Here is a 17,429-nt window from a genome sequence, read left to right on the forward strand (position 1 = left end):
ACGTCCCAGCGGCAATCACGCGCAGACCTGCGGGGACACCCCCGGATCGTCCCCTCCGGCACGATCCGCCACCGACCACCCGCCGCCGGGAACACCTCGGTGCAGGTCGGGCGGGGGCGCCTGCCCCCGGGGGTGGGGTCGGGGCCACTCCGGGGGTATCTCCTCGGCCTGCGCGCCACAGCCCTTCCCGAACGTCCCAGCGGCAATCACGCGCAGACCTGCGGGGACACCCCCGGATCGTCCCCTCCGGCACGATCCGCCACCGACCACCCGCCGCCGGGAACACCCCGGTGCGGGTCCAGCGGGGGCGCCTGCCCCCGGGGGCGTGGGGTCGGTGCCACTCCGGGGGTATCTCCTCGGCCTGCGCGCCTCAGCACTTCCCGAACGTCCCAGCGGCAATCGCGCGCAGACCTGCGGGGACACCCCCGGATCGTCCCCTCCGGCACGATCCGCCACCGACCGCCCGCCGGGGAACGCCCCGGTGCAGGTCGGGCGGGGGCGCCTGGTCCAGGGGGTGGGGTCGGTGCCACTCCGGGGGTATCTCCTCGGCCTGCGCGCCACAGGACTCCACGAACGTCCCAGCGGCAATCGCGCGCAGACCTGCGGGGACACCCCCGGATCATCCCCTCCGGCCGGACCCGCCACCGACCACCCGCCGGGGGAACACCCCGGCGCGGGTCCAGCGGGGGCGCCTGGTCCAGGGGGTGGGGTCGGTGCCACTCCGGGAGTATCTCCTCGGCCTGCGCGCCACGGCACTTCCCGAACGTCCCAGCGGCAATCGCGCGCAGACCTGCGGGGACACCCCCGGATCGTCCCCTCCGGCACGATCCGCCACCGACCACCCGCCGCCGGGAAACACCCGGGCGCGGGAATCGGGCGTGATCGGTCGTTCAGGGCCGGTGGCAGGGGGTGCAATGCCACACACCCCCGGGGACACCCCCACAGCAGGCACCCAGCGCCGGAGGCGACCTCACGCCGGGGGGAAACCGGCGGCACAGGGGATGCAATGCCACACCCCCGGGGACACCCCCACAGCAGGCACCCAGCGCCGGAGGCCGCCCACACCGCAGGGGCGAGCCAGGGGCAGAGGGATGCAATGCCAGACGCCCCCGAGGGCACCCTCGCAGCGGGCACCCAGCGCCGGAGGCGACCTCAGGGTGCGGGAGGGAAGAGGGCGTCCTGGGCGGAGTCCATGGCGGTGATCACGGCGCCCCTGAGGATGGGCCCGGACGGCACCGCGGTGGGGCGGACTTCGGTCCTGAGCGGGGAGAGCCGGGCCAGTCTGGCGGCGACGCGGTCCGCGAGGTCGGTCCCGCCGGCGGCGCCGACCTCGCCGGCGAGGACCAGCCGGCCGGGGTCGAGCACGGCGCAGACCGCCGCCGCGCCGACGGCGATCCGCTCGGCGAGTTCGTCGAGGAAGGGCGGGGTGCCGTCCAGCACGGCGGCCGCGGCAGCCGCCGCGTCGCACCCGGCGACGGGAATTTTGTGGGTGCGGGCCAGCGCGCAGACGGCCCGGCTGCCGGCGAGCCCGTGGAAGCCGTCGTCGCAGTTCGTGGACGTCGGAAGCCGGCCGGTGTCGGAGATCGGCAGGAAGCCGACCTCCCCTGCTCCGCCGGAGTTGCCCCGCCGCAGCCGCCCTTCGAGGACGAGGGCGGCGCCGACCCCGCCGCCGATCCAGAGCAGCACGAAGGTGTCGTCGGCCGCCGCTCCCCCGGAGCGCTGCTCGGCAATGGCGGCGAGGTTGACCTCGTTCTCCAGCAGGACCGGCACCCCGAGCCGCCGGCCCACCTCGTCGACGAAGTCGCCGTGCCAGGCGGGCAGTTCGCCTGTGGTGCTGAGCCGCCCGGTGGCCGGGTTGATCAGGCCGGGCGCGCCGAAGGCGACGGTGTGCAGTGGTACCGGGCCGGCCACGCCGAGGAGCAGGTCGACGCCGCTCCTGATGGTCTCGGACGGGTCGGCTCCGGCCGGGACGGCCAGTTCGGCCGTGGCGAGGGTGCGCCCGAGGAGGTCGGCGATCTCGACGCCGATGCTGTCGATGCGCACGTCGAGCCCGGCGACGTGCGCACGGTCGGCGACGATGCCGTAGACCCGGGCGTTGGGCCCGCGCCGTGCGGCGCCGGATTCGCCGACGACCTCGATGAGGCCGGAGTCCTGGAGGCGTTCGACCAGGTCCGCGACGCTGGGCCGGGACATGCCGGTGAGTTCCTTCAACTGCGCGGCGGTGAGCGGCCCTTCCTCCTGGAGCAGGCGCAGGGCGAGCCGGTCGTTGATGGCCCTGGCCGTACGCGGTGACGCGTTCCTGCCGGGTAGCGCACGGGTGGCGGTCATGCGGGCGATCCTTCCAGACCGGTGGCCGTAAGCGTCTTAACTTTCAGGCAGGCTTCCTGATAGTTTACGCCCCATGACGACGAGTGCTCCCGGGACCAAGTGGTCGCCCGCCCAGGTCCGCACCGCCCATCTGGCGATCGCCACGGCCTTCGCCGTGCACGGCGCGGTGCAGGGCACCTTCGCCACCCGGATTCCGTGGATCAAGGACCATCTCGGGCTCAGCGCGGGCGCGTTGGGCATCGCGCTGGTGTGCCCCGCGGTCGGGTCCATGCTGACGATGCCGCTGGCGGGCCGGCTGATGCACAAGCTCGGGTCGCGGACCGCGCTGCGGCTGCTGCTCGGCCTGTGGTGCGCGGCGCTGGCACTGCCCGCGCTGGCGCCGGGGCTGCCGTGGCTGTGCCTGTCGCTGCTGGTCTTCGGCGGCAGCGCGGGTATGGCGGATGTGGTGATGAACGCCCTCGGAGTGGCCGTCGAGGAGCACAAGGGCAAGTCGATCATGTCGGGGCTGCACGGGATGTGGAGCGCGGGCACCCTGACGGGCGCCGCGATCGGCGTACCGGCCGCGCACGCGGGGCTCGACGGCCGGGTCCACCTGGGAGTGGTGGCGGGTGTCCTGGTGGTGACCGCCGTCCTGGTGTGCGCCCGGGTGCCCGACCTGCACCCGGCTGCGGACGAGGACGCGCCGCCGAGGTTCGCGCTGCCGCCGCGTACGGCACTGGTGATCGGCGCGATCGGCTTCTGCGGGGTCTTCGCCGAGGGCGGCAGCGCCGACTGGTGCGCGGTCTACCTGCGGGACATCGCCAACGCCTCCCCCGCGGTCGCGGCGCTGGCGTACACCGCCTTCTCCTGCACGATGGCCACCGCCCGGCTGCTCGGCGACTTCGCGGTGCGCCGGCTGGGCGCGGTATCGGCGATCAGGACCGGCGGGGTGGTCGCCACCGCCGGCGGCCTGCTGGTGGTGCTCTCGCATGCGCCGGCCCCGGCCATCGCCGGCTTCGCGTTGATCGGAGTGGGTATATCGGTGGTGGTGCCGCTGTGCTTCGCGGCGGCCGGGCGCAGCGGGCCGAATCCGAGTCAGGCGATCGCGGGTGTCGCGACCGTCACGTACACCTCGGGGCTCATCGCTCCCGCCGCCATCGGCGGGATCGCCGGCGCCAGTTCGCTGACGGTGTCCTTCGGCCTGGTCACGGCGCTGACGCTGGGGCTGGTGCTGGGGGCGGGCGTCGTCAGGCCGGCCGCGGTGAAGGTGGCGGGCTCGCCCGCACCGGCCCGCGTCGCCGCCGACTAGGTCCGTCGTGGATCTCCCCCCGGACGCCACGGAGATCCGCACGGCGGACCCCAGAACCGCCGGGAGGCGGGTGGCCCCGACCGGAGTGGGAGCCGGTCCGGTGTCACCCGTCGCCCGGCGTCCCCTCGGGGCGCGGCTCGGCGGGGGCGACCAGGCGCGCGGCGTGGTAGCCGGCCAGCACGAGGATCGTGCCCAGCGCGATGCCGCTCAGCGAGAAGCTGTCCGTGATCCGCAGCGTCACGTTGCCGATGCCGGCCACGACGCCGCCGGCGATCGGCACCAGGTTCAGCGGATTGCCGAGGTCGACGCGGTTCTCCACCCAGATCCTGGCGCCGAGCAGGCCGATCATGCCGTAGAGGATCACCGTGATGCCGCCGAGCACCCCGCCGGGGATCGCCGCGATGACGGCGCCGAACTTGGGGCACAGGCCGAAGAGGATCGCGAAGGCCGCCGCGGCCCAGTAGGCGGCGGTGGAGTAGATCCGGGTGGCGGCCATCACGCCGATGTTCTCCGCGTAGGTGGTGGTGGCGGGTCCGCCGAAGGCGGTGGCCAGGACGGTCGTGCCGCCGTCGGCGGCGATGGCGGTGCCCAGGACCGAGTCGAGCCGGCGGCCCGTCATCTCCCCCACCGCCTTGACGTGTCCGGCGTTCTCGGCGATGAGCACGATCACCACCGGAAGCGCGACCAGGACGGCGGAGCCGTCGAAGGCGGGCGCGTGGGTGCTCGGCCAGCCGATCCAGGGGGCGCCGCCCACCTCGTGCAGGTCGAGCCGCCAGTGGCCGCCGGTGTCTCCCGCGGGTGTGTGCCTGACGCCGATCCGGCCGAAGACCCGGTCGAAGAGCCAGGAGATCCCGTAGCCGAAGAGCAGTCCGAGGAAGATCGCGATCCGGCCCCAGAAGCCGCGCAGCGCCACCAGGGCGAAGCCGGTGAAGAGCAGGGTGAGCAGTGCCGTCCACTGGTCCTGCGGCCAGTAGGTCCCGGTGGCGACCGGGGCGAGGTTGAAGCCGATCAGCAGCACCACGGCGCCGGTCACCGCGGGCGGCAGTACGGCGTGCACGATGCGCGGGCCGAGTGCCCTGACCGCCAGGCCGCAGCCGAGCAGCACCGCTCCGACCACCAGCAGCGCCCCGGTGAGGGTGGCGCTGTCGCCGCCCTGGGCGCGGACGGTGCCCGCCACGCCGACGAAGGCCAGGCTGCTGCCGAGGTAGCTGGGCACGCGGCCGCCCGTGGCGAGCAGGAAGAGCACGGTCGCCACGCCGGACATCAGGACGGCGAGGTTCGGGTCGAGGCCCATCAGGACGGGGGCGACGAAGGTGGCGCCGAACATCGCCACCACGTGCTGGGCGCCGAGGCCGAGGGTCCTGCCCCAGCTGAGCCGCTCGTCGGGGCGGACCACCGCACCCGGTGCCGGGCTGCGGCCGTCGCCGTGCACCGTCCAGCCCACACCGCGCACCATGGACCACGCTCCTCGCCGCCCGCCGACGGTGCGGGACGTCCTCACCGTAGGGGCGGGGAGGCGGGCGGCACCGGCGGCCGAGCCGCAGGCGCCCGCCGGGTCACGCGGTCGGCTCAGGGCGCGGCTGTGCCGCTGGGGTGGTCACATCGCGGCAGGTCAGAAGTCCGGCGGACGCGCACGGGGGAATCGCGCCCGCCGAACCGGACACCACGTTACCGGCGCGTCCTGCCAACCGGGGAGCCCGGAACGGGCAATTCATTCCGCGGGATTACGCCATGGCACAGGCGCGCCGACATCTCCCTTACTCCTGAGGGGAGTCGGGACCACCCCGCTCGGCCGGTCAACCGACCGTCAGGTCCTGCAGGCCGACCACCCGCAGCAGTTGCAGCCGCTCGTAGGCCTCGGTGCCGGGGCGGGCGGTGTAGACGATCAGCCGCTGGTCGCGCCCCGGGCTGAGCAGCACCTCGCAGTCCAACTCCATGTCGCCCACCACCGGGTGGCGGAAGCGCTTGGTGTCGGAGCGGCGCACCGCGACCTCGTGCTCGGCCCACAGCCGATCGAAGAGCTCGCTGGCCGCCCGCAGTTCCGCGACCAGGCCGGCGGCGCGCGGGTCGTCGGGGCGGCCGGCGAGCACCGCGCGCAGGTGGGCGACGTGGCTGCGGGACAGCGTCTCGTGGTCCTCGGGCGGGAAGATGTCCATGGCGCCGGGTTCTGTGAAGGCCCGGCGCGCGATGTTGCGCATCTCGGGCGAGCGCGTCGAGACGTCGCCGAGCAGGGCGGAGGCCATCGCGTTCTGCACCAGGACGTCGCCGATGTCGCTGACCACCTGGGCGGGAGTGTCGTGCAGCCGGTCCAGGACGAGCAGCAGGCCGGGGCGTACGTGGTCGCTGCCGGTGGTGTCCCGCGGCGGTTCCTCGCCCACCAGGTGGAAGAGGTGGTCGCGCTCGTCGGCGGTCAGCCGCAGCGCGCGGGCGAGCGCGCCGAGCATCTGCCGGGACGGGTGCGGGCCGCGGGCCTGCTCCAGCCGGGTGTAGTAGTCCACGGACATGCCGGCGAGCTGGGCCACCTCCTCCCGGCGCAGGCCCGGGGTGCGGCGCCTGGCACCGCCGCCGAGGCCCACATCGGCGGGGTTCAGCCGGTCGCGGCTGCGGCGCAGGAAATCGGCGAGTTCTGGTCGGTCCACCCTTCAAGCATGCGTCGCCGGCGCCCGGCTATCCAGGGCGTACCGGTCCCCTGATCCGGACGCACTGCCCGGCGTGCCGCGCAGGGCACCCGGCGCGCCCCGGAAGACTGGGCGCATGACGACGGACGTGGGTGCGGTGCTCGACCGGATGCGGGGGGTGCACACGGGGCTGCCGCACGACGACGGGGTCGCGGTGTTCAACCGGGTGTACATCGCGGTGACCGAGGAGGTGCGGCGGCGGCTGGCCGCCGGGGGCTTCGCGGACCGGGAGGCGGCCGCAGAACTGGCCGTACGGTTCGCGGGGCGGTATCTGGCCGCGGTGCGTGACGACGCGGCGGGCCGCCGCCCGCCCGCGTGCTGGCGGCCGCTGCTGCGGCTGCGGGCCCACACCGGCATCCGGCCGCTCCAGTTCGCGATGGCGGGGATCAACGCCCATGTGGGCCATGACCTGCCGCTGGCGGTGGTGGACACCTGCCGGGCGACCGGCCGCGGGCTGCAGGACCTGGAAGGGGACTTCGACCGGGTGGGCGAGGCGCTGACCGCGATCGAGGTGGAGGTCAGGGAGCTGCTGATGCCCGGCCCCGACCTGCTGGAGGCGGCCGACCCGCTGACGCACCTGGTCGGGTCGTGGTCGCTGGCCAGGGCCAGGGACGCCGCCTGGTCGGCGGCCCGGCTGCTGTGGGCGCTGCGTGGCACCGAGGACGCCTACGGCGAGTGCGTGAGCCGGCTGGACGCGGGCGTCGGCCTGATCGGGCGGCTGCTGCTGACGCCGGTCGGCGGCGGGTGTCAGTCCTCGGGAAGCACCACGGGCGCGATCTCGTCGTAGCGGTCGCCGGGCCCCGGGTTCAGCGGGTCGGTGCCGCCGCCGAGGTGGTGCATGACGCCCCACACCGCGTTGAGCGCCGTCTGCACGGCGCCCTCGGCCCATCCCGCGGTCCAGGAGATGTCGTCGCCCGCGAGGAAGAGGCCCCGCCGGTCGGCGGGCAGCGCGTCCTGCATGAAGTGGGTGAACAGCCGCCGCTGGTAGCGGTAGTGGCCGGGCAGGTTGGCCTTGAACGCGCCCATGAACCACGGCTCGTTCTCCCATGACACCGTCACCGGGTTGCCGATGATGTGCTTCCTGATGTCGACGCCCGGGTAGATCTCGCCGAGCGACTTGAGCATGACCTCCATCCGCTCGTGCGCGCTCAGCGGCAGCCATTTCAGGCTGTCGTCGCACCAGGTGTAGGACAGGCAGATCGCGGCCGGCCGGTCGGGGCCCTCGTCGAGCAGGTAGGTGCCGCGGGTCATCCGGTCAGTGAGCGTCATCGACATGGTGTCGCGGCCTGTGCGCGGGTCCTCGTCGAGCCAGAAGGGCCGGTCGACCGGCACGAAGAGCTTGCTGGACTCCATGTAGTGGGTGCGCTCCATCGCCGTCCAGTGGTCGATCGGGAAGAGCGCGTCGTCGCAGGAGATCTTCGACAGCAGCAGCCAGGACTGCGCGGTGAAGACGGCCGCCTTGTACGAGCGGATGTCGCCGGTGGCGTCGGTGACGGTGATCCGGTTGCCCGCGGTGCGGTGCAGCCCGGTGACCGCGGGTCGCGGCTCGCCGCCGTGCAGCGAGGCAAGCGAGGTGCCGCGCGGCCAGTGCACGGCCTTGCCCGGGGCCCGCTCCCACAGCCGCTGCGGCAGCTGCTGGCTGCCGCCGACGATGCCGCGGTGGTCGTCGTCGGCGCCGGTGTACACGACCCGCAGGATCTCCAGGATGGAGTTGGGGAAGTCGGTGTCCCAGCCGCCGGTGCCGAACCCGACCTGCCCGAAGATCTCCCGGTGCCGGAAGGACTTGAAGGCCGGTGAGTCGCAGAGGAAGCCGTAGAAGGTCTGGTTGTCGAGCTTCTCGACCAGTGCCGACCAGATCCGGCGGATCTCGGGCACGTCGCGCTCGCGCAGTGCCCGCTGCATCGCGGAGAAGTCGGCGCCGTCCTCGAGGCAGGCGTTCCAGGCGTGCATGACCTGGTGGTAGACCTCTGGCAGGTCTTCCACGGAGGTTGCGTAGTGCGACTCCCCCTTGAGGTCGACCACCGTGGAGGGGGTGCAGGGCGCCAGCGGGTTGGGGAACGGCCTGGTGGCCAGGCCGACCAGGTCCACGTAGTGCTGGAAGGCGGTGGATGACGGCGGGAAGCGCATCGCGCCCAGCTCGGCGGTCAGTCCCGGGTCGCACCCGTCGAAGCCGACCGTACGCAGCCGGCCACCGATCCGGTCGGCCTCGTAGACGACCGGCCGCAGGCCCATCTTGAGCAGCTCGTACGCCGTCACGATGCCGGACAGGCCGCCGCCGATCACCGCGACCTCGGTGCCGTGCTCGGTGGGGGGCACGGCGCCGAGGCCCGCGGGGTGCGCGAGGAAGTCGTCGTAGGCGTAGGGGAAGTCGGGGCCGAACATGGTGATGGGCGGTTCGGCCTGCGCCGCGATGTGCTGCTCGTCGTGGACGGCGGTGGGCACGGACGTCATGTGCGGGTGCTCCTGGCGATGGTGCGGTAGAGGTCGGGGCGGCGGTCGGCCAGATAGGGCGTGGCGGCCCGCGCCGCGGCGTTGCGTGCGGGGTCGACGTCGGCGAGCAGCAGTTCCGGGCCCGCCCCAGCGCGGGCCCGCACCTCCCCGTCGGGGCCCGCCAGGCAGCTCAGCCCGGCGAAGTCGTGCTCGCCCTCGGGGCCGCAGCGGTTCGCGTAGGCGATGTGCAGGCCATTCTCGTACGCCCGTGCCGGTATCAGGACCCGAGGGACGAACTCGTAGGGCCGCATCAGCGCGGTGGGGACCGCAAGCAGTTCGGTGCCGGCCAGGGCGTGCGTCCTGACGGCTTCGGGGAATTCCACGTCGTAGCAGATCAGCAGGCCGATCCTGAGGCCGTCGAGGTCGGCCTGCACGACGGGCTCCGCGCCAGGGGCGAAGGCGGCGCGCTCCTGCTCTCCGTAGAGGTGCGTCTTGCGGTAGGAGGCCAGGACGGCGCCGTCCGGGCCGATGAGGCGGGCGGTGTTGAAGACGGCGCCGCCCTCCCGCTCGGGACCGCCGATGACCAGGGCGACGCGGTGCCGGGCGGCGATCTCCTCGGCTCCCGCCACGGGCGGGGCGCCGCGCAGGCCGCCGGCGTATCCGGTCAGCGACAGCTCGGGCGTGAGCAGCAGCCGGGCGCCGCGTTCGGCCGCTTCCGCCGCAGCGGCGTCCAGGGCGTCGGTTCCCGGGGCGATTCCCTGGGCTATCGCGATCCGCAAGGAGGCCTCTTTCTGCTGGTCAGCGCGCTGTTTCGGGGACTGATCCGACGGTAATCGCCGCGCCGCGCGGGCGGAAGGCCGGAACATTGCGCCTCACATGGTGATCCGTTGCGTCTTGTCCGGCTTTCCCGGCGATTCGTTGCGCCCATGCGGTCGCGGACGGCCGGATGCCCCGCCGGGCACCCGGGGCTACCCGCCTGCCGAGCAGGCGAACGCCCCCGCCCGGATCGGGGCGGGGGCGGCGGAGCAAAGGCGCGGCGCCCGGGAGCCTCCGGGAGGAGGGCCGGGCGCCGCTGCACGCGATGGGGGTCAGCGGTCGGGCCGACCGCCACGGGTCGGGGTGTCCCCGCCCGGGACCGCATCGCTCGGCCCCTCCATGTCCGCCTCGATCCGCTCCTTGCGGACCCGCCCGTGCACCTTCTTCTGCTCGACGTGCTCCTCGACGTGCATCCGCACCCGCTCCTTGGCGACGACCTCCGTCTCCACCACGGGGCTCTCCTCGTGCAGCGTCATGTACTGGTCCGCCTCGCTGATCTCCGCGCCGGAGCGCATCGCCTCGCGGTCGGACGCGCTGAGCGGCTCGCGTTCGAGGGTGACCTCCTCGTGCCGCAGCGGCACGGTCTGCTCGACCTCCTCGACCTCGACGTACTTGTGCAGCCTGGCCTTCCCCGAGGCATGGCGTTCGACCTTGACGTGCATCTCCTCCTCGGAGCGGGTCATCGCCTCGCCCTCGGACTCCATGTCGCCCGCGCCCAGGCGTTCCGCGGAGCCGGTGCGGCCGGCCGCGTAGGCGGCACCGGAGCCGGCGCCGGTACCCGTACCGGCGGCGGACTTGTCCATGCCGGTCCCCTCGCCGCCGCCCTCGCCGGACTTCGCGCCCCGCGCGGTGCCGGCGCCCGCCGCAGCCCCTGCCGCACCCGCTGCTCCGGCCGCGCCCGCGGACTTCTCGGCGGACATGTCCTTGCCGCCGGTCCTCTCCAGGCCGTAGTAGCGGTAGAGGTGCTGCTCCTCCTCGACCGACAGGTGGCCACCGGAGTCGATGTCCACGTTGGGCGCGCCCTTGATCTTCTCCTTGGGGTACGGCACCTCCAGATGGTCCTGGACCAGCCGCGCGGAACGGGTGGGCACGAAGGTCTCGTTGCTGCCGAAGAACCCGGTCTTGACCGTCACCCACTCGGGGTTTCCGGAGCTGTCGTCCAGGTACATGTGCTTGGCATCGCCGACCTTCTTGCCTTCGGCGTCATGGACCGGATGGCCCACCACCTGGGGTATCTGTTCGCGCGTGATCATGTCGCCTCCTCGGGGCTGCCGTGACCTGGGAACGGTCAATGAACGGATTACCCGGGAGGTTCCGACAAAACCTAGGAAGTCGGACAAAAAACCCAAACCTCGCCACGGCTCGGTAAAACCGCAGGTCGGATCACTCGGGGCTGCCGGCGCCGTAGCGGCGCAGCAGCGGCGAGAGGACCAGCACCGACTTCGTACGGGTCACGAACGGCTCGCCCGCGATGCGTTCGAGCACCTGCTCGAAGTGCCGCACGTCGGCGGCGAAGACCTGCACCACCGCGTCCGCCTCGCCGGTCACCGTCGAGGCGGACGCCACCTCGGGGTAGCGGGACAGGCCGCGCCTGATGTCGGCGGGCGAGGTGTTGTGGCGGCAGTACAGCTCCACCAGCGCCTCGGTCTGCCAGCCGAGCGCGGCGGGGTCGACCCGTACGGTGAAGCCGGTGATCGCCCCCGCCGCCAGCAGCCGGTCGACCCGGCGTTTGACGGCGGGCGCGGACAGGCCCACCTCGCCGCCGATGTCGGCGTAGGAGCGGCGGGCGTCGACGGCCAGGGCGTGGACGATGCGTTCGTCGAGTTCGTTCAGCGGCACGAGCCCCGACGCTACCTCCGGCTACTGCCAGCTGGCGTGCAAGGGCTTGCCCTCGGCGTATCCCGCGGCGCTCTGGATGCCGACGATCGCATTGCGCTCGAACTCGGCGAGCGACCCGGCACCCGCGTACGTGCACGAGCTGCGCACCCCCGCGATGATCGAGTCGATCAGGTCCTCCACGCCCGGCCGCACCGGGTCGAGGAACATCCGCGAGGTGGAGATGCCCTCCTCGAAGAGCCCCTTGCGGGCCCTGTCGTAAGCCGACTCGTCGCTGGTGCGGTTGCGGACCGCGCGGGCCGACGCCATCCCGAAGGACTCCTTGTACAGCCGCCCGTCCGCGGCCTGCTGGAGATCGCCGGGGGACTCGTACGTGCCGGCGAACCAGGAGCCGATCATCACGTTGGACGCGCCGGCCGCCAGCGCCATCGCGACGTCGCGCGGGTGCCGCACACCGCCGTCCGCCCACACGTGCTTGCCGTACTTTCGGGCCTCCGCGGCGCATTCGAGCACGGCGGAGAACTGCGGGCGGCCCACCCCGGTCATCATCCGGGTGGTGCACATCGCGCCAGGGCCCACTCCGACCTTGACGATGTCGGCGCCCGCCTCGACCAGGTCGCGCACGCCCTCCGCCGCCACCACGTTGCCCGCGACCAGCGGCACCGCGGGGTCCAGGTCGCGGACCGCGCGGACCGCGGCGATCATCGACTCCTGGTGGCCGTGCGCGGTGTCCACCACCAGGGTGTCCACCCCGGCCTTGAACAGCTGGGCGGCCTTGCCCGCCACGTCGCCGTTGATGCCGACGGCGGCGGCGATCCGCAGCCGGCCCTCGGCGTCGACCGCGGGCTCGTAGAGCGTGGCGCGCAGCGCGGCCGTACGGGTGAGGATGCCGGCCAGCCGGCCGTCGGCGTACACCGCGGGGGCGAGCTTGCGGTGCGCGTCCTCCAGCCGGTTGAAGGCGTCCCGCGGGTCGATGTCGGCGGCCAGCACCAGCAGGTCGGCGGACATCACCTCGGACAGCTGCGTGAAGCGGTCCACGCCGGTCAGGTCGGACTCGGTGACCACACCGACCGGGCGGCCGTCCTCGACCACCACGCCGGCGCCGTGCGCCCGCTTGGGCAGCAGGGACAGCGCGTCGGCGACGGTCTGGCCGGGGGCCAGCGTGATCGGGGTGTCCAGCACCAGATGGCGCTGCTTGACGTAGGCGACGACATCGGCGACGACGTCGATCGGAATGTCCTGCGGGATGACGACCAGGCCGCCTCTGCGGGCCACGGTCTCGGCCATGCGGCGGCCGGCGATGGCGGTCATGTTGGCCACCACCAGCGGGATGGTGGTGCCTGTCCCGTCGGGGGACCTGAGGTCCACCCCCTGGCGGGAGCCGACCGCGCTGCGGCTCGGCACCATGAACACGTCGTCGTACGTCAGGTCGTACGGAGGCTGAACATCATTGAGGAAACGCACGTACTTCATATTTGCACGGGCGGACCTGCGGTGCCTACGGATGAACGTCCCGCTCTTGGCCACCGCCGGCTGTTCATTCCTCCAGGACCACCGTCAGCTCGGTGTCGGTGTCCCGCCAGAAGAGTTCGGCGTCCCGCAGGATGTCCTTCACGATCCGCCACTCGCGCGGCAGCGCCGACGCGAAATCCCGCCAGCCGCGGACATGCAGCCGGCGCCCGCCGGACTCGGCCGGCCACCACGACAGATCGGTGAGGCAGTCGGCGAGGGCGTCCCAGTTGCGGCCGAACCATTCCGGCAGGCCCAGGTCGGCGGAGCACCGATCCATGAACGCCTGCCGGTCGTCGACACCGGTCAGGTCGAGCACGAGCATGCGCCGATGCTGCCACAGCCGATCACCCGCGGCGCGGCAGCGCGCCCGGGCTCCGCGGGGCGCTCAGGACCCGTCGGGGTCCGCGCGGTCCAGGGCCGGGCGGGGGGCGGCCGTCGTGGAGCGCAGCAGCTGCTCGGCCGCCGCGGTGTCGGTGACCAGGCTGGTGACCAGCCCCGAGCGCAGCACCGCGTCGATCGCTGCGGCCTTGCGCGTCCCGCCCGCGATGGCCAGCACCTCGGGGATGCGGCGCAGCCGGTCCGCCTCGATGGTGATGCAGCGCTCGCCGAGGTCGCGGCCCACCCGGCGGCCGGCCGAGTCGAACAGGTGGGAGGACATCTCGGCGGCCACCCCGAGCCCCGCGTAGTGCTCGCGCTCCGCGTCGGTGAGCGCGTCGTGGACGGTGGAGACCCCCGCCTCCCACGAGCCGACCGAGACCACCGCGACGGTCACCTTGTCGAAATAGCCCATCGCCGCGGCGATACCGCTCTGCGCGCGCAGCGCGGCCGCGGTGGCCGGGTCCGCGAGGACCATCGGTGCGTACAGCGGGTGCGCCTCGCCGCCGGAGACGGCCGCCGCGGTCCGCACCGCCTCGACCGAGCCGCGCTCCGTGGTGCCCACGTCGTAGACGCCGGTGAGCTGGACGACGGTGCAGGGGGCGAGCCGGTCGAGGGCGTTGGCCATGGTGATGATGGAGCGGCCCCAGGCAAGGCCGAGGACGTCGCCGTCGGTGACCAGTTCACCGAGCAGGCCCGCGGCCACCGCGCCCAGGTTCTCCGGGTCCGGCGCGTCGGCCTGGTCGGACGGGGTCTGCACGACGACGGCGTGCCGCAGGCCGTAGTGCGCGCGCAGGGCGTCGGAGCGCTCGGCGTCCAGCTCGGCGGGGACCCGGATCTCGATCCTGACCAGGTCGCGTTCGAGCGCGGTCTCCAGCACCCGGGCCACCTTGAAACGGCTGACCCCGAACTCCTCGGCGATCTGGATCTTGGACTTGCCCTCAAGGTAGAAGCGACGTGCCATCGCCGCTGCCTGGACCATCTCTCCGGGGCCCATGCGCACGTGCGTGCGACCTGTGCTCACGTCGGTTCTCCCCAGTTGCCCAGCTGATCGGCTCCGCGTTCATCCTCGCAGACGCCGGGGGTTACGGGCGCGTAGCCCCGGGCCCGCGGTCAGTGGCCGTGGACCGCGGCGGCCTGCTCGCGCAGCGCGCGTACCGCCGCCGCCGGGTCGTCCGCGCCGTAGACCGCGGTGCCGGCCACGAAGTTGTCCGCGCCGGCCTCCGCGCAGCGCTCGATGGTCTCGGCCGACACCCCGCCGTCCACCTGGAGCCACAGCTCGAGGCCGTGCCTGTCGATCAGCGCCCGGGTGCGGCGGATCTTCGGCAGCATGATGTCCATGAACGCCTGGCCGCCGAAGCCCGGCTCGATCGTCATGATCAGCAGCATGTCGAGTTCCGGCAGCAGGTCCTCGTACGGCTCGATCGGTGTCGCGGGCCTGAGCGCCATCGAGGCGCGGGCCCCCTTGGCGCGGATCTCCCGGGCGATGCGGACCGGGGCGGCGGCCGCCTCGGCGTGGAAGGTCACGGAAGAGGCACCCGCCTCGACGTACGCCGGCGCCCAGCGGTCCGGGTTCTCGATCATCAAGTGGCAGTCGAGCGGGGTTCCTGTCGCCTTCCGCAGCGACTCCACCACCGGCAGACCCAGCGTCAGGTTGGGCACGAAATGGTTGTCCATCACGTCGACATGGAGCCAGTCCGCGCCCTCGACGGCCTTCGCCTCCTCGGCGAGCCTGGCGAAGTCCGCGGCAAGGATGCTGGGGCTGATCTGCACACTCATACGCCCCAGCAAACCAGATCACCGACCCGCGGGAAAACCCGGTCCCGCCCCGCGCGATGCGCCGGACGATCAGCGGCACACGCATCCCGGAGCCTCCGCGCGCGAACCGAACACGGGTGCCATGCTGTTCCCTGGCCGCTGCCCGAACAGGTACGGGGAGCACGGGGGCCACCACCGAGCGGACCATGGGGGATCTCGCAGATGGCGGGCAACGCTGGACGAATGGCACACCTGGTGTGCGGGCGGCGCAGCAAGTGGGTCGTTCTGGTCCTGTGGCTGATCGTGCTGGTGGCGCTCGCGCCGCTGGCGCAGAAGCTCATGGACGCCGAGAAGAACGACGCCGCGAGCTGGCTGCCGGGCAAGGCGGAGTCGACGAAGGTGGTGCAGCTCCAGAAGGACTTCGTCCCCGAATCCGCCCCGGCGGTGATCGTCTTCACCCGCTCCGGCGGGCTCACCCCGGCCGACGTCACCACGATCGGCAGGAACACCGACGCGATGCGCGCGATGACCGCGCACGGCATCGTCGGCAGCCGCGCCGCCGGACCCCAGCTGGACCGGAAGAACTCGCCCCGCGCCGCGCAGGTGATCGTGCCGATCACCGTCGACGAGAGCGGCTGGACCTCGCTCCAGGACGCGGTGGACGACCTGCGGGCCACCGCGAAGAAGGACGCCGGCGGGCTCCAGGTCAACATCACAGGACCCGGCGGTTACGCCGCCGACTCCAGCAAGGCCTTCGCCGGTATCGACGGCACCCTGCTCTACGCCGCGCTCGGGGTCGTCGTGGTGATCCTGCTGATCACCTACCGCAGCCTCAGCCTGCTCCTGCTGCCGGTGCTCTCCGTGGTCGCGGCCCTCTTCACCGCGGAGGCGCTGATCTACCTGCTGGCCAGGCACGCGGGCCTGGTCGTCAACGGCCAGAGCGCGGGCATCCTCACCGTGCTGGTCTTCGGCGCGGGTACGGACTACGCGCTGCTGCTGGTGGCCCGCTACCGGGAGGAGCTGCGCCGCCACGAGGACCGGCACGAGGCGATGGCGCTCGCCATGCACCGGGCGGGGCCCGCGGTCATCGCCAGCGCCGCCACCGTCGCGCTGAGCATGCTGTGCCTGCTGGCCGCCGACATGAACTCCACCTCCGGCCTCGGCCCCGTTGCCGCGATCGGTGTCGCGGTGGCGCTGATCTCGATGGTCACGCTCTTCCCCGCGCTGCTGGTCATCGTCGGCCGCTGGGTCTTCTGGCCGGTCGTCCCGCACGTCGGCACCGATGAGCCGACCCGCACCGGGGTGTGGGCGCGGATCGGGCAGCGGATCAACCGCCGGCCGCGCACCGTGTGGGTGACGACCGTGGTCATCCTCGGCGCCCTCGCCTTCGGCCTGTTCTCCCTCAAGGCGGACGGTCTCGCCGGCGCGGACACCTTCACCAACACGCCCGACTCCGTCGTCGGACAGCGCGTCCAGGACCGCTACTTCCAGGCCGGCGGCGGCCAGCCGATGGTCGTCGTCGCCGACGCGGGCTCCGCGGCCCAGGTGACGTCCGCCCTCCGCTCGGTCCCCGGTGTCGTGCCCGCCTCCGTCGGCACACCGCCGGGGGTCACCGCGCAGAAAAACGGCCTGGTCTACCTGGAGGCCACCCTCACCGACCGGCCGGACAGCAAGGCTGCGGGCAACACCGTGGACCGGGCGCGCAGCACCCTGCACAAGATCAAGGGCGCCGACGCCAAGGTCGGCGGCGGCACCGCGGTCCAGAAGGACACCGCCCGCGCGTCCACCCGGGACAACAAGCTGCTGATCCCGCTGATCCTGCTGGTGGTGCTGCTCATCCTGGCGGTGCTGCTGCGGGCGCTGGTCGCGCCGCTGATACTGATCGGCACGGTGGTGCTGTCCTTCGCGGCGGCGCTCGGCGTCAGCTCGATCGTCTTCCGGCACGTCTTCGGCTACGCCGGTGAGGACACCGCCTTCCCGCTCTTCGTCTTCGTCTTCCTGGTCGCCCTCGGCATCGACTACAACATCTTCCTGATGACCCGGATCCGGGAGGAGAGCGTGGAGCTCGGCACCCGGGAGGGGGTGCTCACCGGGCTCGCCGCCACCGGCGGCGTCATCACCTCGGCCGGCCTGGTGCTCGCCGGCACCTTCGCCGTACTCGGCACCCTGCCGGTCGTCGGCTTCGCCGAGATCGGCTTCGCCGTGGCCTTCGGGGTGCTGCTCGACACGTTCGTCGTGCGGTCGGTGCTGGTGTCCGCGATCACCCTGGACCTGGGGGACCGGGTCTGGCTTCCCAGCCGGTTGGCTCGCGCCGGGCGTTAGCCCGGTCCCCGGCGGCGGGGGACGAGCGTGCCCCCGTCGTCGGGGGCGGCTCTCCCGCCGCCGGGGGTCAACCCTCGCGGGCCCCC

The 17,429-nt window shown here is 73.0% G+C and carries 14 protein-coding genes; 3 read left to right on the top strand and 11 right to left on the bottom strand.

Annotation, left to right across the window (positions count from 1 at the left end; genetic code table 11):
- Nucleotides 1-1,152 precede the first annotated feature (1,152 nt).
- Nucleotides 1,153-2,328 carry an ROK family protein gene (locus tag ACGFMP_RS10725; protein ID WP_393671711.1) on the bottom strand — a complete coding sequence of 392 codons (1,176 nt, stop codon included), beginning with the start codon at nt 2,326-2,328 and terminating at the stop codon, nt 1,153-1,155.
- Between the two features lie 73 nt (nt 2,329-2,401).
- On the opposite strand from ACGFMP_RS10725, the gene ACGFMP_RS10730 reads away from it, so the two are divergent.
- Entirely contained in the window at nt 2,402-3,616 is a 1,215-nt protein-coding gene (locus ACGFMP_RS10730; RefSeq protein WP_393671713.1) for an MFS transporter, read from the top strand.
- 103 nt (nt 3,617-3,719) lie between these two features.
- On the opposite strand, the gene ACGFMP_RS10735 is transcribed toward ACGFMP_RS10730, so the two are convergent.
- Nucleotides 3,720-5,072 carry a uracil-xanthine permease family protein gene (locus ACGFMP_RS10735; protein WP_393671715.1) on the bottom strand — a complete coding sequence of 451 codons (1,353 nt, stop codon included), beginning with the start codon at nt 5,070-5,072 and terminating at the stop codon, nt 3,720-3,722.
- Between the two features lie 340 nt (nt 5,073-5,412).
- A complete protein-coding gene (locus ACGFMP_RS10740; RefSeq protein WP_393671716.1) occupies nt 5,413-6,255 on the bottom strand; it encodes a helix-turn-helix transcriptional regulator in 843 nt (280 codons plus the stop codon).
- Between the two features lie 115 nt (nt 6,256-6,370).
- Here ACGFMP_RS10740 and ACGFMP_RS10745 point away from each other — a divergent pair, with 115 nt between their 5' ends.
- Nucleotides 6,371-7,081 (top strand): DUF5995 family protein, encoded by a 711-nt coding sequence (locus ACGFMP_RS10745; protein WP_393671717.1) that lies wholly within the window; start codon nt 6,371-6,373, stop codon nt 7,079-7,081.
- On the opposite strand, the gene ACGFMP_RS10750 is transcribed toward ACGFMP_RS10745, so the two are convergent.
- The 8 genes from ACGFMP_RS10750 to rpe form a co-directional block, all read right to left on the bottom strand.
- Nucleotides 7,042-8,745 carry a flavin monoamine oxidase family protein gene (locus tag ACGFMP_RS10750; RefSeq protein ID WP_393671718.1) on the bottom strand — a complete coding sequence of 568 codons (1,704 nt, stop codon included), beginning with the start codon at nt 8,743-8,745 and terminating at the stop codon, nt 7,042-7,044. The two genes, ACGFMP_RS10745 and ACGFMP_RS10750, sit on opposite strands and share 40 nt — an antisense overlap.
- On the bottom strand, nt 8,742-9,503 hold the full coding sequence (locus ACGFMP_RS10755; protein WP_393671719.1) for a carbon-nitrogen hydrolase family protein: 762 nt from the start codon (nt 9,501-9,503) through the stop codon (nt 8,742-8,744). Before ACGFMP_RS10755 ends, ACGFMP_RS10750 begins: the two co-directional genes overlap by 4 nt.
- A 309-nt stretch (nt 9,504-9,812) precedes the next feature.
- Nucleotides 9,813-10,793: a DUF2382 domain-containing protein gene (locus ACGFMP_RS10760; protein WP_393671721.1), complete on the bottom strand. Its 981-nt coding sequence runs from the start codon at nt 10,791-10,793 to the stop codon at nt 9,813-9,815.
- A gap of 130 nt (nt 10,794-10,923) precedes the next feature.
- Nucleotides 10,924-11,379 (bottom strand): Lrp/AsnC family transcriptional regulator, encoded by a 456-nt coding sequence (locus ACGFMP_RS10765; protein ID WP_393671722.1) that lies wholly within the window; start codon nt 11,377-11,379, stop codon nt 10,924-10,926.
- A 21-nt stretch (nt 11,380-11,400) separates the two neighbouring features.
- The gene (locus ACGFMP_RS10770; RefSeq protein ID WP_393671723.1) at nt 11,401-12,849 is read right to left on the bottom strand and encodes a GuaB1 family IMP dehydrogenase-related protein; all 1,449 of its coding nucleotides are present in this window, start codon (nt 12,847-12,849) and stop codon (nt 11,401-11,403) included.
- A 64-nt stretch (nt 12,850-12,913) separates the two neighbouring features.
- A complete protein-coding gene (locus tag ACGFMP_RS10775) occupies nt 12,914-13,210 on the bottom strand; it encodes a barstar family protein (protein ID WP_393671724.1) in 297 nt (98 codons plus the stop codon).
- A 63-nt stretch (nt 13,211-13,273) separates the two neighbouring features.
- Entirely contained in the window at nt 13,274-14,287 is a 1,014-nt protein-coding gene (locus tag ACGFMP_RS10780; RefSeq protein WP_393671725.1) for a sugar-binding transcriptional regulator, read from the bottom strand.
- An 89-nt stretch (nt 14,288-14,376) separates the two neighbouring features.
- A complete protein-coding gene (rpe, locus tag ACGFMP_RS10785; RefSeq protein ID WP_393671727.1) occupies nt 14,377-15,042 on the bottom strand; it encodes a ribulose-phosphate 3-epimerase in 666 nt (221 codons plus the stop codon).
- 201 nt (nt 15,043-15,243) lie between these two features.
- On the opposite strand from rpe, the gene ACGFMP_RS10790 reads away from it, so the two are divergent.
- Nucleotides 15,244-17,343, top strand: coding sequence for an MMPL family transporter (locus tag ACGFMP_RS10790; protein ID WP_393671729.1), 2,100 nt, complete (start codon nt 15,244-15,246; stop codon nt 17,341-17,343).
- The last annotated feature ends 86 nt before the right edge of the window (nt 17,344-17,429 follow it).

It is taken from the genome of Streptomyces sp. NPDC049040, from assembly GCF_043197715.1.
In the GTDB taxonomy this organism is placed as follows: domain Bacteria; phylum Actinomycetota; class Actinomycetes; order Streptomycetales; family Streptomycetaceae; genus Actinacidiphila.

Excerpts from the sequence above, each read along its gene's own strand:
- ACGFMP_RS10725 (WP_393671711.1), bottom strand. The coding sequence starts at position 2,328 with ATGACCGCCACCCGTGCGCTACCCGGCAGGAACGCGTCACCGCGTACG.
- ACGFMP_RS10730 (WP_393671713.1), top strand. The coding sequence starts at position 2,402 with ATGACGACGAGTGCTCCCGGGACCAAGTGGTCGCCCGCCCAGGTCCGC.
- ACGFMP_RS10735 (WP_393671715.1), bottom strand. The coding sequence starts at position 5,072 with ATGGTGCGCGGTGTGGGCTGGACGGTGCACGGCGACGGCCGCAGCCCG.
- ACGFMP_RS10745 (WP_393671717.1), top strand. The coding sequence starts at position 6,371 with ATGACGACGGACGTGGGTGCGGTGCTCGACCGGATGCGGGGGGTGCAC.
- ACGFMP_RS10750 (WP_393671718.1), bottom strand. The coding sequence starts at position 8,745 with ATGACGTCCGTGCCCACCGCCGTCCACGACGAGCAGCACATCGCGGCG.
- ACGFMP_RS10760 (WP_393671721.1), bottom strand. The coding sequence starts at position 10,793 with ATGATCACGCGCGAACAGATACCCCAGGTGGTGGGCCATCCGGTCCAT.
- ACGFMP_RS10770 (WP_393671723.1), bottom strand. The coding sequence starts at position 12,849 with ATGAAGTACGTGCGTTTCCTCAATGATGTTCAGCCTCCGTACGACCTG.
- ACGFMP_RS10775 (WP_393671724.1), bottom strand. The coding sequence starts at position 13,210 with ATGCTCGTGCTCGACCTGACCGGTGTCGACGACCGGCAGGCGTTCATG.
- rpe (WP_393671727.1), bottom strand. The coding sequence starts at position 15,042 with ATGAGTGTGCAGATCAGCCCCAGCATCCTTGCCGCGGACTTCGCCAGG.
- ACGFMP_RS10790 (WP_393671729.1), top strand. The coding sequence starts at position 15,244 with ATGGCGGGCAACGCTGGACGAATGGCACACCTGGTGTGCGGGCGGCGC.